The sequence below is a fragment of the Intestinicryptomonas porci genome, from assembly GCF_033971905.1.
Classification (GTDB): Bacteria; Verrucomicrobiota; Verrucomicrobiia; order Opitutales; family Intestinicryptomonadaceae; genus Intestinicryptomonas; species Intestinicryptomonas porci.
Window position 1 is genome coordinate 21,515 of the sequence record NZ_JALBUT010000007.1, and the last position, 15,171, is coordinate 36,685.

Annotated in this window: 12 protein-coding genes; 6 read left to right on the plus strand and 6 right to left on the minus strand. The window is 46.5% G+C overall.

Annotation, left to right across the window (positions count from 1 at the left end; all coding sequences use genetic code 11):
- The first annotated feature begins 29 nt into the window (after nucleotides 1–29).
- Genes MOX91_RS06570 through MOX91_RS06595 form a run of 6 tightly spaced genes read left to right on the plus strand, consistent with a single transcriptional unit; the run spans nucleotide 30 to nucleotide 7,445 of the window.
- Nucleotides 30–950 carry a DUF58 domain-containing protein gene (locus tag MOX91_RS06570; RefSeq protein WP_370397286.1) on the plus strand — a complete coding sequence of 307 codons (921 nt, stop codon included), beginning with the start codon at nucleotides 30–32 and terminating at the stop codon, nucleotides 948–950.
- A complete protein-coding gene (locus tag MOX91_RS06575; protein ID WP_370397287.1) occupies nucleotides 947–1,438 on the plus strand; it encodes a hypothetical protein in 492 nt (163 codons plus the stop codon). Before MOX91_RS06570 ends, MOX91_RS06575 begins: the two co-directional genes overlap by 4 nt.
- Nucleotides 1,435–2,472: a VWA domain-containing protein gene (locus MOX91_RS06580; RefSeq protein WP_370397288.1), complete on the plus strand. Its 1,038-nt coding sequence runs from the start codon at nucleotides 1,435–1,437 to the stop codon at nucleotides 2,470–2,472. The genes MOX91_RS06575 and MOX91_RS06580 overlap by 4 nt, the downstream gene beginning before the upstream one ends.
- Nucleotides 2,469–4,898, plus strand: coding sequence for a vWA domain-containing protein (locus MOX91_RS06585; protein WP_370397289.1), 2,430 nt, complete (start codon nucleotides 2,469–2,471; stop codon nucleotides 4,896–4,898). The genes MOX91_RS06580 and MOX91_RS06585 overlap by 4 nt, the downstream gene beginning before the upstream one ends.
- A gap of 1 nt (nucleotide 4,899) precedes the next feature.
- Nucleotides 4,900–6,735, plus strand: a complete 1,836-nt coding sequence (locus MOX91_RS06590) for a BatD family protein (protein ID WP_370397290.1) — start codon at nucleotides 4,900–4,902, stop codon at nucleotides 6,733–6,735.
- A complete protein-coding gene (locus MOX91_RS06595) occupies nucleotides 6,711–7,445 on the plus strand; it encodes a tetratricopeptide repeat protein (protein WP_370397291.1) in 735 nt (244 codons plus the stop codon). Before MOX91_RS06590 ends, MOX91_RS06595 begins: the two co-directional genes overlap by 25 nt.
- Before the next feature lie 141 nt (nucleotides 7,446–7,586).
- Here MOX91_RS06595 and MOX91_RS06600 read toward each other — a convergent pair whose 3' ends face one another.
- From MOX91_RS06600 to MOX91_RS06625, 6 genes are all read right to left on the minus strand, one after another.
- Nucleotides 7,587–9,473 carry a bifunctional lysophospholipid acyltransferase family protein/GNAT family N-acetyltransferase gene (locus MOX91_RS06600; RefSeq protein ID WP_370397292.1) on the minus strand — a complete coding sequence of 629 codons (1,887 nt, stop codon included), beginning with the start codon at nucleotides 9,471–9,473 and terminating at the stop codon, nucleotides 7,587–7,589.
- A gap of 6 nt (nucleotides 9,474–9,479) precedes the next feature.
- A complete protein-coding gene (cimA, locus tag MOX91_RS06605; protein ID WP_370397293.1) occupies nucleotides 9,480–11,048 on the minus strand; it encodes a citramalate synthase in 1,569 nt (522 codons plus the stop codon).
- A complete protein-coding gene (thrC, locus tag MOX91_RS06610; RefSeq protein ID WP_370397294.1) occupies nucleotides 11,045–12,406 on the minus strand; it encodes a threonine synthase in 1,362 nt (453 codons plus the stop codon). The genes cimA and thrC overlap by 4 nt, the downstream gene beginning before the upstream one ends.
- A gap of 119 nt (nucleotides 12,407–12,525) precedes the next feature.
- A complete protein-coding gene (locus MOX91_RS06615; RefSeq protein ID WP_370397295.1) occupies nucleotides 12,526–13,737 on the minus strand; it encodes an aspartate kinase in 1,212 nt (403 codons plus the stop codon).
- A 106-nt stretch (nucleotides 13,738–13,843) separates the two neighbouring features.
- Nucleotides 13,844–14,413, minus strand: a complete 570-nt coding sequence (locus tag MOX91_RS06620; protein WP_370397296.1) for a shikimate kinase — start codon at nucleotides 14,411–14,413, stop codon at nucleotides 13,844–13,846.
- A gap of 55 nt (nucleotides 14,414–14,468) precedes the next feature.
- A complete protein-coding gene (locus MOX91_RS06625) occupies nucleotides 14,469–15,098 on the minus strand; it encodes a SanA/YdcF family protein (protein ID WP_370397297.1) in 630 nt (209 codons plus the stop codon).
- Between the last annotated feature and the right edge of the window lie 73 nt (nucleotides 15,099–15,171).

Sequence of the window (15,171 nt, forward strand, 5' to 3'; positions counted from 1 at the left end):
AAAAAAATGCCCTTAAATTTTTTGCGAAAATGAGCGACTCCGTCAAAGAAATGCTGCGCAAGGTAAGGCGCATAGAAATCGCCACCCGAAAGCAGGTAAGCGACGCGATTGCGGGAGCGTACCACAGCGTCTTCAAGGGACAGGGAATGGACTTTGAAGAAGCGCGCGAATACCAGCCGGGCGACGAAATACGAAGCATTGACTGGAACGTTACTGCGCGGACGGGGAAAGCCCATGTTAAGAAATACCGCGAAGAGCGCGAGCTTACAATGATGCTCGCAGTTGACCTGTCCGCAAGCGGGGCTTTCGGCTCAAATTCGCAAACCAAAAGGGAGCTTGAAGCAGAGCTTGCAAGCGTGCTCGCCTTCTCCGCCGCAAAAAACGGCGACAAGGTGGGGCTTGCCCTCTTTACAAACGAAATAGAGCTTATCATACCTCCCCGCAAAGGCAGGCGGCACATTCTGCGCCTCATAAGGGAAATTTTGTTTTTCAAGCCGAAACATTCAAAAACAAACATTTCAAATGCCTTAGACGGTATAAACAGGCTTTTGAAACGCCGCGCGATTGTCGTGCTTTTAAGCGACTTTTTGCAGGGGCCCGACGGAGTTTTGCCAAACCCGGATTTGCGCGCCGAGGATTCCGTCTTAAAAGCCCTCGACTTGACCAACCGCCGCCACGACTTAATATGCGTAAACGTGTTCGATGAACGTGAAACAGAGCTTCCAAATCTCGGAACGATAGTACTGGAAGACAGTGAAACGGGTGAGATTGTCGAGCTTGACACGTTCTCAAAAGAACTTACGGACGCATATAAGGCGGAAAATTTAAAAAGAATGAAAGACTTTAAAAACGCCCTTGCAAGAATAGGCATAGACTCCGTCAGAATAGAGGCGGGAAAACCCTATATTGTCAAACTTCGCAAATTTTTTGAGGAAAGGAAGCGCAGATGAACGGCGTTTTTGAAGAAATAGACTCCTTGACGGGCAAAATCGAGCCGACATTCTGGCAGGAATACTGGGCTTGGTTCGTTGCCGCGGCAATGCTTTTGGCGTTCATTTTGGGATTTCTCACCCGTAAAAAAAACAAGCCTGCCGAAACTCCGCTTGAAAAGGCAATGCTTCAAATAAAAGCGGCGGCGATGTCCGCAACAGATTCCCTTTTCGCGTTCTACGTAAGCGCGGCGGTAAGGGAATACATAAGCGAAGTTTACAAAATGCCCGCCCCCGAACGCACAACAGAAGAATTTTTAAAAATTGCGTCAAACTCCGAAAATCTCGATGAAGGCGCAAAAAAGCAAATAGCGGAGCTTCTCACGCTTGCAGACCTTGCAAAATTCGCGGGTGCGGAATTCGGAAGCGAAGGAAGGTCAAAAATGTCGAATCTCGCCATTGATTTCGTGGAAAGCCAAGACGCAAAAATAAACGCCGCAAAAAAATGAATTTCGATTTCTCAAATCCTGAATTTTTATGGCTCTTGGCAGCCCTCCCGCTACTTGCAATTCTGAAAGGAAGAACAGGCAAGAGTGGCTCCATTTTGTTTTCAAGCATCGCCATAGCCAATAACGTCGCAAAATTCAAGCGCAGCAAGGCGGGCGCAATTCTAATGTTTTTAAGGCTGCTCGCGCTCGCCCTTTTGATTGTCGCGCTCGCCCGCCCGAGGCTTGGCAAGGGCTATACGGAAAGGGAAGAAAGCGGCATTGACATTGTTTTGGCGGTTGACGTTTCAGGCTCAATGGCGGCTCTAGACTTGTCGGAAAACCGCGCGGAGCTTCAAACCCGCCTTGACGCTGTAAAAAATGTAATTGAACAGTTCATAAAAAAACGCCCGAGCGACAGGATAGGAATGACAATTTTCGCCTCAAACACCTTTGTCGTTTCCCCCCTCACCCTGAACCACGACTGGCTTTTGCAAAATATATCAAGGGTTGAAATCGGGATGATAGACGGTTCAAGCACCGCAATAGGTTCGGCAATAGCAACGAGCGTAAACAGGCTAAGAGACTTAAAAGACGCCAAAAGCCGAGTGATAATTCTCCTTACCGACGGCGACAACAATGCGGGCAAAATATCCCCCATAGCCGCCGCCGAAGCCGCCGCGAGTTTCGACACAAAAATATACATCATCGCCGCGGGCAAAAGCGGCAGAATACCCTACGCCGCGGCAGACGAAAACGGCAGGATTATCCGCAACAAATTCGGCAATCCCCAAATTGCGGGGCACGGCATAAGCCAGATTGACGAAGCCTCTCTCAAAAAAATCGCCGAAATCACGGGCGGCAAATTCTACCGCGCCACCGACTACAAAAATTTGCAGTCCATTTATAACCAAATTGACTCCCTTGAAAAAACAAAAGTTAAAATCCACAATTTCACGGAATACAACGAACTGTTTGCCTATCCGCTGATTTTTGCGCTCGCCCTGCTTATGCTGGAACGCCTGCTTGCGAACACCAGATTTAGGACTTTGCCATGACGATTCAATATCCATTTATCGCCCTTTTGGCAGTCGCCTCATTCTTCGCGGCGATTGCGGCGGCGGCGTATTTCAAAAACAAAAAGAGAAATATTTTGGCGCAATTTGCCTCAAAGGAAATCCTGCCCGCTTTAAGCCAAAATGTAAGCGGCGTAAAGATTTTCGCAAAATCCATATTATTTGCCTCTGCCATTTCCCTCATGATGTTCGCCCTCGCCCGCCCGCAATGGGGTTACAAGTGGACGGAAGAGCATCAAATGGGCGTCGATATAATTTTCGCGGTGGACACATCAAAAAGTATGCTTGCAGAAGACATAAAGCCAAACCGTCTCGAACGCGCAAAGCTTGCCATAAACGATGTGGTTGAAAGGCTTGGCGGAGACAGAATCGGCCTTGTCGCGTTCAGCGGACAGGCATTCCTGCAATGCCCCATAACCCTCGACTACGGCGCATTCAGAATGTCGCTTGATTCTCTCGACACAAACATAATCCAGCGCGGCGGCACAAACATCGCAAGCGCAATCGACGAAGCCGATTCCGCATTTTCGGACTCGAAAAACCAAAAAATTCTCGTCCTTATAAGCGACGGCGAAGAGCTTGAACAGTCGGGCGTAAAAAGGGCTGAAAAAGCCTCCAATGAAAAGGGAATAAAAATTTACACGCTCGGCGTGGGTCTTCAAAACGGAGAGCCTATCCCCGTCCGCAACGAATACGGAAAATTGGAGTTCGTAAGGGACACAGACGGCAATTTGGTTTCAAGCAAGCTAAATGAAGACCTTTTAAAACAAGTGGCAAAAGCGACGGGCGGCATCTACGCAAACCTCTCTGACGGCGGCATGGACGCAATCTACGAAGCGGGCATTAAAAAAGCCCCGAAGTCGGAACTTTCCGCAAAGATGAAGAAAATAGCAATAGAAAGATTTCAAATTCCTCTCGCACTGTCCATAATTCTGCTGGTGTTGGATTTCATTTTGGGATCGCGTAAAACATTTAAAGGCAGGCGCGCTAATCTCGGAGTGATTGCCGCAATATTGCTGTGCGCCTCATTCGCCTCAACTTCGGATTTGAAAGCCCAAGAAAATCAAAAAGAAAGCGCGCAAGAAAAGGATAATGCCGCCGCGCAAAAAACCGAAGAGCCTAAGACTTGGAGGGATTTTTTCAACGCCGGCATAGATGCTTTTGAAAACAAAAATTCAGAGCATGCAAAAGAGAATTTTTACAAGGCGATAGCATATTCTCAAAACGACATGCAAATCCACGCCAAGAGCTACTACAATTTGGGATGCGTCGAATACGAAGACGCAAAAAAATCCTTTGAAAAAGCCGATGCCCAAAAGGCCGTTGAAGGCGCAAAACAGACCGAAACTCAAACGGCATCAGCCCTTGACTTTTCAGGCAAAACCCTGAAAAAGGGATTGGACACCCTCAAAAATTCGGGCGAAGAGGCGTTAAAAGAGCAAAATTTGCAAAACGAAATAAAAGGCGCGATTTCACAATGCGAACAGTCAAAAAAGTCCATAGAAGAAACTGAAAAAACCTTAACTAAAACCCGCGAAGCCTTGAAAAAAGCACAAGCAGAAACTCTTTTGTCCCAAAAGAATTTTGAGAATGCGGTTGAGCTCGACCCCGAAATGCAAAGCGCGTCGAAAAATCTTTCCGCCGCGAAAAACGCCGCAAAGAAAATCGCCGAAACAAATTCAGCGTTGAAAGACTCGTCAGAAAACTTTGATTTGCAAAAAAAAGCCCTCGAAAAAAATATCGAAGAGCTGAAAAAACTCCTGCGCGACGACAACAAGGACAACCAACAAAACGACCAAAATCAAGACAGCCAAAATAACCAGCAAAACAAAGACAATCAAAATAACAATCAAAACGACAAGCAGAATAACCAAAAGCAAGAAAACAATCAGAACCAAGACAAAAATAATTCGCAGGAAAACCAACAAAACAGCCAAGACAATCAACAACAAAACGGGGAAAATCAGAGCAAAAATCAAAACGCCGACCAAAGCGAAAAAGATAAAAGCCAAAAAAATCAAGATTCAAAGGAAAACAATAAATCAAACAACGCCCAAGAAAACCAAAAAGAAAACGGTCAAAATTCCAAAAATCAAAACTCCGAAAACAAGCAAAACGAGCAGGCGGTAAATTCCGATATTCAAAAAGAAGAAAATTCCGCCGATAAAAAAGACGAAACACCCTCGCCCTCGGAAGAAAAGCAAGGCAAAGACGCAAAGAAATCCGCGCAAGCGGAAGAGGATAAGGACGGAACGCCCCTCGATTACCGTTCGCAGGCGGGAGTGATGACGCGCCGCGAAGCCGCGCAAGTCCTCGACTCCTTGAAAGACGACGAAAAGAAGCTCCCATTCTCGGGATACGGAACACAGCGCAACAGATTTGAAGAAAAGAAATACAAGGATTGGTAAAATGAAAAAAGCAATCTCCTCAATTTTAATGATTTTTTTTACCGTTTGCCTAATGGCGCAATCCATCAGCTCAAACGGTTTTAATCCGCCTATTGTGCGCAAGGGGCAAGTCGCGCAATATTCGGTTGTCTTAAAAGACGTCGAAGCAGACATAACCGCTGAAAACATACCGACCCCGCCTGAATTGCAGTATGTCGGCTCGGGAGTTCAGACAAGGATGAGCATCACAAACATGCAAACGCCCGTCCGCGAAAAAATTTTGACGTTCAACTATATCCCCACACAGGACGGGGAATTTGAAGTCAAAGCATGGGAAATTTCAGCAGGCGGCAAGACGTACAAAATTCCCGCGGCATCGTTAAAGGCAAGCCCGAACGCCCCCCAAAACATTTCGACATCATCCGCCTATGACCCGTTTGAAGAGATGGAAGAAATGATGTCGAACTTCGGCTTTTCGCAATTTCCCGGCATAACGCGCCAGAGAATGAGAAAGTCCGCGCCGCAAGAAACATTCGACCTTCAAAAAGAAACTTCCGCAGAAATAAAATTCGCGGCTGAAAAAATTTATGTCGGGCAAGCAGTTCCATGCCAAGTCTCTTTCAAGTTCAGCGGCAAAATTTTAAATTCCGACATAAAATTAAGGCAGCTCACCCCGTCAATAAAAAACAGCGATGCCTTTGTCTGCCAAGGATTTTTAACGGAAGGCAAGGCTGTTGAAACAAAGGACCCGAACTTTCCCGTGGAGTTCGTTTTTTCGACCGTGGTAACTCCCGTAAAAACGGGCAACTTTAAAATCCAATTTGAGGCAAACGGAATTTTTTCTTCCGCGTTCGGCGGATTTTTCAGCTCAAACCAAAACTTTACGCTGACTTCAAAGGAGCAGGCGGTGGACGTTTTGGAGCTTCCGAAAGAAAATATGCCAAGCGGATTTTCGGGAGCCATCGGCGAATTTGAGGCGGAAAGCGCAAAATTGGACGAATCTTCTTTGAGTGTAGGCGAGCCGTGCGTTATGGATATTTCAATTTCGGGCACAGGCAATTTCGACAGGATTTCCGCCCCTAAACTTTCACCATCTCAGAGCTGGAAAGAATACAAGCCCAAAACTTCCTTTAAGGACGAAAGCGGCGGATACGGATTTAAGGGCGTCAAGAAATTCTCATACACCCTTGTTCCAACCGCGCCCGATTTGAAAGAAACGCCTTCCGCCGTTTTCAGCTACTTCAATCCCAAGTCGCAAAAATACGAAGAGCTTAAAATCGCCCCCGTATCCGTAAGCGTTGCGCCGTCAAAGAGCTACGCCAAGCGCAAGGCGCAAACGCAAGATGAAAAAGACCCTATGCCGATTATAGAAGAGACCCCGTCCGCATTGCAGTCTTCAAGCGGAATTTTGGCATCTCCATATTTCTGGCTTGCCCAATGTGCCGCCCTGCTTGCGATTGCATGGATAATTCTTGCCAAAATGAAACAAAACAAGCTTGCCGACGACCCCGTGTTTGCCCGCAAGTCTCTTGCAAAATCCGAACTTAAAAAAGATTTGGCAAGCGCAAAATCTGCGGCGCAAAAAAACAATCCGAAAGAATTTTTTGAATTCGGAGCTCGCGCCCTTCAAAATTCGCTTTCGGTTGCAAGCGGGTTTGACGCGGGCGCAATAACTCGAACCGACGCCATCTCAATAATGAACAGCCTCGGCTTTTCGGAAAACGACCAAAAGTTCGCCGCAAAAATTTTCGACGGCGCAGACGCAATCGCATTCGGCGGATACACTCCCGAAGCAAACGAAACAGGCAATCTCTATTCGGAGCTTGAAAAACTATGCCAAACGCTTTCGCAAAAATAGGCGCGTCTTTAATTTTGGCGGTTCTGCCGCTATTTCTTCTTGCGCAAACCCCGCAAGAACTTTTCGAGCTTGGAACGCGCGCATACAGGCAGTCCGACTATAAATCCGCCGCCGCCTATTTTGAGGAATCCGCGCAAAAAGGCTTTGGAGCCGCCGCATACCATAATGCAGCAAACTCGTACGCCAAAATGTCGCAAAACGGACTTGCGATGCTAAATTACGAACGCGCCAGATACTTAAAGCCCCGCTCCCCTGAAACTGTCGCAAACATTTCAGCCCTGTCGAAAGTTTCGGGAACTCCCGAAAAAAAGCGCAGTTTTGCGGATGTTTTTTTCGGGGAGCTGTCAAACTTTGAATGGGCGATGCTTGCAATATCCTCGTTTTGGATTGGAATAATAATCTCATCAACTTGCGTCATTTTTAGAAAAAAAGGCAATTTTGCAAAAATATCCCTCTTGCTTTCTTCGCTTGCGTTCATTATTTCAATCGCAGGCACGATATATTGGAGCGATATGCGAAACACCGCAATTTCAGTTTCGCAAGACGGAGTTTTAAAGCTTTCCCCCGCAAAAAACGCCCCTGCCATTGCGCCTTTTCCGGAAGGAAGGCGCGGGATAATAAAAGAAAGGCGCGGGAATTATTTGCGGCTTCAAACGCCTGATAAAAAAATCGGTTGGGCAAGCTTGGAAAACGTAAAGCCTCTTCGCTAAAACCATACTTGCATAAAATTTTTTTTGAAGGTGTTTTTTATATAAAAACACAAACCATAAAAAACGGACTTTTCTTATAAAAACAAAAGGATTGGCAGGCAAAAGAAAGCCGCCAATCCTTTTTATTTAAAATGCTTAACGCTATTTAGTTTGGGCAAGCAAATCCGCCTCAAGTTCGGGAGAATCCAAGCCGTAATATTTGCGGTAGGCTATGGCTTCTTTTAAGCCCATATAGCTTTTCATTAGTTTTGAATCGGTCTTGGTTAAATCCACCATTATCAATCCGTCAATGCAGTTTCCGAAGCTCTTGTCAACATTGAAAGCAAGCAGTTTTCCGTTTAAGCGCAAATAGTGTTTCAGCAAAACGGGTATGCCTTTGTTGTCCATTTCAATTTCGGAAATAAGAGCTGAAATTTTTTCAACGTCCTTGCCTACCCTTGAAATTGTCTCTTTTTCCAAGCCGCTCAAAAGCTTGACTTTCGGGGGAGTCTTTGGCTTTACGAACTTTGAAAATTCCAAAGAAGTCTTGTTCTCTGAAAGATACTGGACCATCAGGTCTTTTGAAATTGCGTTGTATTCGGTCGTTATGCTTACGGGACCGTACAAAGTCTTGTATTGCGGATTGCGCGAAATGTACACCCCTATGCCCTTCCAAAGAATTGCCAAAGTCGAGCTTTTTTTCTGGTATTCGCTTACTATGAAACTGCGCCCCATTTCAAGGGAATTGCCCATTTTTTCAAAAATTTCGGGCTGCATTTCAAAAAGAGTCGAAGAGTATAACCCCTGCACTCCCATGGATTTTACGATTTTATCGACATGCCCCACCCTGTAAGCTCCCGCAATGCTTTTATTAGCCTTATCCCACAAGAATATGTGCATGTAGTATTGGTCATACTCGTCGGTATCTATGCTCTTTCCAGTGCCTTCTCCGACTTCCCTGAATGTCTTTTCCCTCAAACGCCCGATTTCAAGCATGGTCCATTTCATCTGCCATGAATACGCCGCGTAAACCCCTATTCTTCCGCCGTCAATCAATTTGCAAGTTTCGGGAAGAGAATTTATTTCAGCCTGCATTTTTTCGGAATCTACAGGCAAAATAAGGTCTTGGAAAGAGCTTGAAGACGGAAGGATTTTGCGCACGAGCTTCTTTATGTTCTTGCCCGAATTTTCCATTTTGGTTTCGGAATTTTTTTTGCCCGATTTTTTTTGCGGCAATATGTACGTGCTTAATCTCATCCACGCAATCAATTCTTCGTCGGTTTCAAAAGTCGAAACCTGGCGCGGGGAAATCGGAGTTCCGACATGCACCTTTATTACGGTTTTTTTTGCATGGCGCATCATTTCCCTTATTAAAAGAGCCGTACGCAACATTGGATGGACAAGCCCTGCAAGCTGAAAGAGGTTTGAATTTCTGTTGTCAAAGAAAACAGGAACAATTGTAGCCCCCGTTTTGCGGGCAATGCAGGCAATGTTTTTGTTCCATTCGGGGTCGGTAATTGTAAGGTGCTTCAAATGCAAATGCGACACCGTTCCAGACGGGAAAGTTACCACGCAACCGCCTTTTTTAAGATGGCTTATTGTTTCCCTGAGCGCGCTTATGTTTTGCGATGCGGCTTTTTTGCCCCCAAAAGGATTTACCGCTATCAAGTGCTTTCTAATCCCTACAAAAAAGCTCAAAAGGCTGTTTGCAAGCAGTTTCACATCGGGGCGCACGGAACATAAAATCACCCCCAAAACAACGCCGTCAAGCCCGCCAGTGGGATGATTTGCCACAACAATCAAAGGACCTTCGGAGGGAATTTTTTTAAGCTCTTCTGCATCCGCAAAGTAGCGCGCGCCCATTGCGTCCAACGCCTTCAAGAAGAAATTTCTGTCGTCTTCATAAGAAAGAATCCTCGCGTTTAGCGCGTTTAAATCGCGTATTCCCAAAAAAGCTTCAACGGGATATGAAAAGACGGAATACAAACCCTTCAAAAATTTGTTTTTGATTTTTGACTTTAAATCAAGCTTATGTTCGTTGTTTTCCATAAGAAATCAAATATTCATAAGCTTGTATTCAAAGGCGTCGCGCAAGGCTTCCCAAGCGGCTTCTATGACGTTGTCGGACGCGCCGACAGTGCCCCAAATTGAGTCTCCGTCCTTAAATTCCGCCTGAACCCTGACAACCGCGTTCGCGCCAAGACCGCTGTCCAAAACGCGGACTTTGAAATCTATCAAGTCAATATCCATAATCTGCGGATAATGACGCACCAACGCCTTTCTGAAAGCCAAGTCAAGGGCTCCGACGGGACCGTGCGCCTCGGCAACCATATGCTCCAAAACGCCGTTTACTTCGAGCTTTACGGTCGCTTCGGAACGGGTGATTTCCTTAAACTGGTCGCGCTCCACCATTACCCGGTAATTGTGGACGGCAAAGGCGGGCTTTGTCTTTTTCAAAAATTTTGCAAGAAGAAGCTTAAAAGAGGCGTCAGCCGCCTCATAGCCGTATCCGTTAAATTCAAGCTGTTTGAGTTCGTCCAAAAAGTCCTTTATCTTGGGGTCTTTCGCGTCGATTTCCATTCCAAGCTCCTTCGCCTTCATCATGACGAGGGCTCTGCCTGACATGTCGCTTACCAAAACGCGCGTTTTGTTGCCGACAAGCTCTGGGGAAATATGCTCGTAGCTGCGCTTTACCTTATTTGCGGCGTCTGCGTGAACGCCGCCCTTGTGCGCGAACGACGAAGCCCCGACATAGGGCTGGCGCGAATCGCTGCGGGCGTTCGCCATTTCGTCGGCAAATAAAGACAAGTCGCGAAGCTTTGAAAGGTTCGGCGCGCAATTTAAATCACAATTCAGCTTCAAGACCAAATTTGGAATTATGGAGCACAAATTCGCATTTCCGTTGCGCTCCCCGAAACCGTTTAAAGTGCCTTGAACCATTGAAGCTCCCGCCTGAACCCCTGCAAGGGAAACGGCAACGCCGACTCCGCTGTCGTTATGGCAATGCACGGCTACGGGAACGTCTTTTGAGAAATCGCATACGTCTTTTACGATGCTCTTAAATTCCTCAACCAAAGTTCCGCCGTTTGTGTCGCAAAGGCAAAGATAATCCGCCCCGCCGTCGATTGCCGCGCGCAATGTTTTTAGCGCGTACTCGCGGTTGTCTTTAAAGCCGTCGAAAAAGTGCTCTGCATCATAAATCACTATGCGCCCGTTTTTCTTTAAAAACTCGACGCTCTCTTTTATCATTTTCAAATTTTCTTCGGCGGTGGTTTTTATGACCTGTTCGACATGCAAAAGCCACGTTTTGCCGAAAATGGTGACGCACGGCGTCTTGGCATCGAGCAAAAGTTTAAGCTGATTGTCGTCCTCAGCCCTGATGTTCGCCCTTCTCGTAGAACCGAACGCGGATATTTTCGCGTGCTTCAATTCCAAAGACGAAACCTGCTCGAAAAAAGCCATATCGCGCGGATTTGACCCCGGCCATCCGCCCTCGATGAAATCCACTCCGAAATCGTCCATTTTCTGCGCGAGGCGCAGCTTCGAGGCGACAGTCAAAGATATGCCCTCGCCCTGCGTCCCGTCGCGCAAAGTAGTGTCGTATATAAAAACTTTTTGCTTCATTTGCGTATTCCGCGCTCCTTTATGATTTCCCTTATAAAATCCGAATTTGCCCCGCATTCCATGCGCTCGATTTTTCTCTGCTTCAATTCCTCCAAAATCGGAGACTTTACATCGCGCGAAATTGCGCTTTTTATGACTTCGGGGAATTTTGCGGGATGTGCGGTTGACAAGACAACGTTCACGCCACCGTCGAGATTTTCAAAACCGCAAGCCGTATGCGGGTCTATTATTTTTCCGTACTTTTCATAAACATTGCGAATGTTCTTCTTTATGGAAGAATCGTCGCATCTAACCGAAGAAAACACATCGGCGTTGAAATTTTCAAAAATCCATTTGCCCGAAGACTTAAACGCCTGCATTATTTCGCGAACTTTGCAAGTATCCTTGTTTTCCGCAAAATAAATAAATCTTTCAAAATTTGACGAAACTTGAATGTCCATCGAAGGCGCATAGCTCGGCTTGACTTCGCCGACTTCGTACACGCCCGTCTTAAAAAGGCGGTACAAGATGTCGTTTTGGTTCGTGGCAACCGTAAATCCGCGCACTTTCATGCCCATTTTGCAGGCGAGCCAGCCCGCCAAAACATTGCCGAAGTTGCCTGTCGGCACAACAAAACGCGCGCTTTGCGCCCGGTCGGGCGGCAGCTTTAAATATGCGTAAACATAGTAAACGCACTGCGCCAAAATTCTCGCAAGATTTATGGAATTTACCGCCGCCAGACTCCACTTCTTCTTGAAATCGGCATCGCCGAAAAGCTCTTTTACAATTGCCTGCGCATCGTCAAAAGTTCCATCTATTGCAATCGGAAAGACATTTGAAGCCCCCGTGCAAGTCATTTGACGCTCTTGCAAAGGAGAAACCCTGCCGTCGGGATACAAAATGAAAATATTTACGTTCTTTTTGCCAAAAAGACCGTTTATCGCCGCACTGCCCGTGTCTCCGCTCGTAGCTCCCAAAACGTTTATCACCCTGCCGGACTTTTCAAGCAGATATTCGTACAAATTGCCCAATAACTGCAAGGCAAAATCCTTAAATGCCAATGTCGGACCGTGATAAAGCTCCAAAAGATAGGTTTTGTCGTCTAACTTTGAAAGCGGGGCAATTTGAGCGTCATCGAATTTTTTGTATGAAGCATCTATAATTTTTTCCAAATCGCCCTGCGGAATGTCGTCCGCAAAAAGCTTAAAAAACTCGAAGCAAAGCTTTGAATAAGACAGTCCGCGCCAAGATTCGAGCTTATTGGAAATATCGGGCAAAAATTCGGGCACAAACAAGCCGCCGTCTCCCGCCAATCCTTCCATGACGGCTTCGGAAAAGCCAAGCGGCTCAACTTTGCCTCTGGTACTTACAAATTTCATAAAAAATTCTCCGCAATTAAAATAAAAGCAATGCCCGATTATTGCAACAATCGGGCATTATGCCAAACAAAAAATATGATTTTGGCGCAATTTTACTTTCGCAAAACGCAAACGCCCGATTATTTGTCCAAACCAAAGGCGGTGTGAAGGGCGCATGCCGCCTCGTCCGCCTTGTCCAAATTGATTGCGACGCAAATTTTGATTTCGCTTGTCGTAATGAGCTGAACGTTGATGTTCTTTTGGGCGAGCGCGGAAAAGAAAGTCGCCGCAACGCCGCTGTTTGAACGCATTCCGATGCCCACAACGCTTACTTTTGCGATATCGCCCGTAAGCGAAACTTCCGCGCCCATCTTCGAGCATGTGTTTTGCAGGATTTTTTCAGCCTTTGACGCGTCGTCTTTTGCGACGGTAAAGGTGAGGTTTGCCATTCCCGCCCTGCCGATGTTCTGGACAATCATATCCACTCCGATGCCGCTTGCGCCTAAATCTTCAAAAATTTCAGCGACAGACCCCGGCTTGTCGGGAATGCCTGTGATTGTTACTTTTGTCTGGTTTTTATCAACCGCCACGCCGCTTACGACGAGGCCTTCGAGTGTTGGTACTTCTGCCTTCACGATTGTTCCGCTGTTATTGTTAAAACTTGATCTGACTTCAAAAACGACATTGTATTTACGGGCAAACTCGACAGAGCGCGCCTGCATTACCTTTGAGCCGCTCGAAGCCATTTCGAGAAGCTCGTCGTAATCCATGACTTCGATTTTTCTCGCAGACTTCACTATGCGGGGGTCCGCCGTGTAAATGCCGTCAACGTCCGTAAAAATCTGGCAGATGTCGGCTTTGAGCGCGCCCGCCAAAGCCATAGCTGAAAGGTCGCTTCCGCCGCGACCGAGAGTTGACACATGCCCGTCGGGGTCTATGCCCTGAAAACCCGCAACAATCACGACATTGCCGGATGCGAGCTGTTTTTTAATGTCGCCGCCCGTGACTTCTATTATGCGTGCGCGAGTATGGTTGAAGTCGGTAATAATGCCCGCCTGCGCTCCCGTTCTTGAAACCGCCTTGACGCCGAGGGAATGCAAAGCCATTGCGACAAGCGCGATGGTTTCCTGCTCCCCGACAGCCAAAAGCATGTCCATCTCGCGCTCGTTCGGCATTGAATTCAACGCTTTTGCGCGCTCTATGAGCTGGTTTGTCACACCGCTTCGCGCGCTGACAACCACGACAACGTCGTTGCCCGCATCGACATTTTCTTTGATGCGCTGCGCAACGACCTTAATTCTTTCGACATCGCCAACAGACGTGCCGCCATATTTTTGCACTATCAGAGCCATTCGGCAACCTTTCAGAAAAATTGGGATTTTTTGCACCTTGCAAAACATCCCTTTTTGAAAAATTTTTAGCGTTTAATAATGGATATAGTTTCCGTTCAGTCAAGTTTTAATCTTGACCGCGTTTTAGCATATTTTTTACCCTGCCGGCATAAATGCGCGCAAGCCTCTCTTCTACATCGTTCGGATTGCCCGAAGAGCTTACGCAAATGCCCGAACGATTGTAATATTTAGAACGCTTATCCAAGAGCTCGCAAATCCTTTGCATTGGGTTTTCGACATTCAAAAGAGGCCTTGTTTTCGAAAGGCTTACGCGCTTAAAGATAACCTCTGGCTCCGCAAAAAGCACGATGGAAACCCCCTTGCTTTTGACAAGCTCGGGCATTCCGTCCCTGCACACCAAGCCGCCGCCGCAGGATACGACGCACCCGGTCTTGGGATGCCCGTTTTCGATGAAATCGCGCTCCATCTCCCTGAATTTTTCCTCCCCGAATTTGGCGAAAATATCCTTTATCGACATACCGCTCGATTTTTCAATTTCTTCGTCGCTGTCGATAAACCTAAGATTGAAGCGCGCGGCAAGCCTTTTGCCCATGGAGCTTTTGCCTGTCCCCATAAAGCCGACCAAATATAGGTTGGGCAACGAATTCCCCTTTAAGACTACTCTTCCATGCTTCATTGTTAAAACAAGCTAAGAAAAACAATTTTAATCGCAAGAACTTTTTGCGGCACGCCTATTTTTCAAATTTGGCTTTTCTTCCAAATATTTTGACGTCAAGCCATGCCTTGACCCACGCCAAAAGCTCGCGGGAGTTATTGCGCAAGCGGTACGAAAATTTTGCGTTTGGGTTTGCCGCGCAAGCCGCACTTCCCTGCATTGCGTTTGCTTCGCACAAAAAAAGCGCGCGCTTGCAATGCAATTTTTGCGAAACTACAAGCAGTTTTTCGCAATTAAAAATATTTTTTGCACGCCTTACCGAATCGAGGGTGCGAAAGCCCGCATAGTCTGCAAAAATCGCGCTTTCGGGAACGCCGAGGGCGACAAGGTCGCATTTCATTGTTTCAGGCTCGTTGTAATCTTCCCTCGAATTGTCGCCGCTTGCAATTATCTTTTTTACCTTGCCAAGCCTGTAAAGCTCCGCCGCAGTTTCAATCCTGCTTTTGTAATACAAATTTTCGTCGCCGTTTTTTAAATACTTTATCGACCCCAAAAGCAAAGCCCATTCATATTCGGACGCATCCTTCGGGTTTTCGCAAACTTCGTAAGAGTCAATCAAAAGCCACACATAAGAAGAGAACACTCCGATTAAAACAAACGAAACGACAATTAAACGAATTGCATATCTAAAAAATTTCTTCCCCATTCGATAAATAAATGTAAAAAATCCCGCCTTATGCAAAATATTTTTGATTTTTTACGCAGAATATTTTTTTACA

Coding starts and splice junctions, on each gene's coding strand:
- MOX91_RS06570 (WP_370397286.1), top strand. CDS start 30: ATGAGCGACTCCGTCAAAGAAATGCTGCGCAAGGTAAGGCGCATAGAA.
- MOX91_RS06575 (WP_370397287.1), top strand. CDS start 947: ATGAACGGCGTTTTTGAAGAAATAGACTCCTTGACGGGCAAAATCGAG.
- MOX91_RS06580 (WP_370397288.1), top strand. CDS start 1,435: ATGAATTTCGATTTCTCAAATCCTGAATTTTTATGGCTCTTGGCAGCC.
- MOX91_RS06585 (WP_370397289.1), top strand. CDS start 2,469: ATGACGATTCAATATCCATTTATCGCCCTTTTGGCAGTCGCCTCATTC.
- MOX91_RS06590 (WP_370397290.1), top strand. CDS start 4,900: ATGAAAAAAGCAATCTCCTCAATTTTAATGATTTTTTTTACCGTTTGC.
- MOX91_RS06595 (WP_370397291.1), top strand. CDS start 6,711: ATGCCAAACGCTTTCGCAAAAATAGGCGCGTCTTTAATTTTGGCGGTT.
- MOX91_RS06600 (WP_370397292.1), bottom strand. CDS start 9,473: ATGGAAAACAACGAACATAAGCTTGATTTAAAGTCAAAAATCAAAAAC.
- cimA (WP_370397293.1), bottom strand. CDS start 11,048: ATGAAGCAAAAAGTTTTTATATACGACACTACTTTGCGCGACGGGACG.
- thrC (WP_370397294.1), bottom strand. CDS start 12,406: ATGAAATTTGTAAGTACCAGAGGCAAAGTTGAGCCGCTTGGCTTTTCC.
- MOX91_RS06615 (WP_370397295.1), bottom strand. CDS start 13,737: ATGGCTCTGATAGTGCAAAAATATGGCGGCACGTCTGTTGGCGATGTC.
- MOX91_RS06620 (WP_370397296.1), bottom strand. CDS start 14,413: ATGAAGCATGGAAGAGTAGTCTTAAAGGGGAATTCGTTGCCCAACCTA.
- MOX91_RS06625 (WP_370397297.1), bottom strand. CDS start 15,098: ATGGGGAAGAAATTTTTTAGATATGCAATTCGTTTAATTGTCGTTTCG.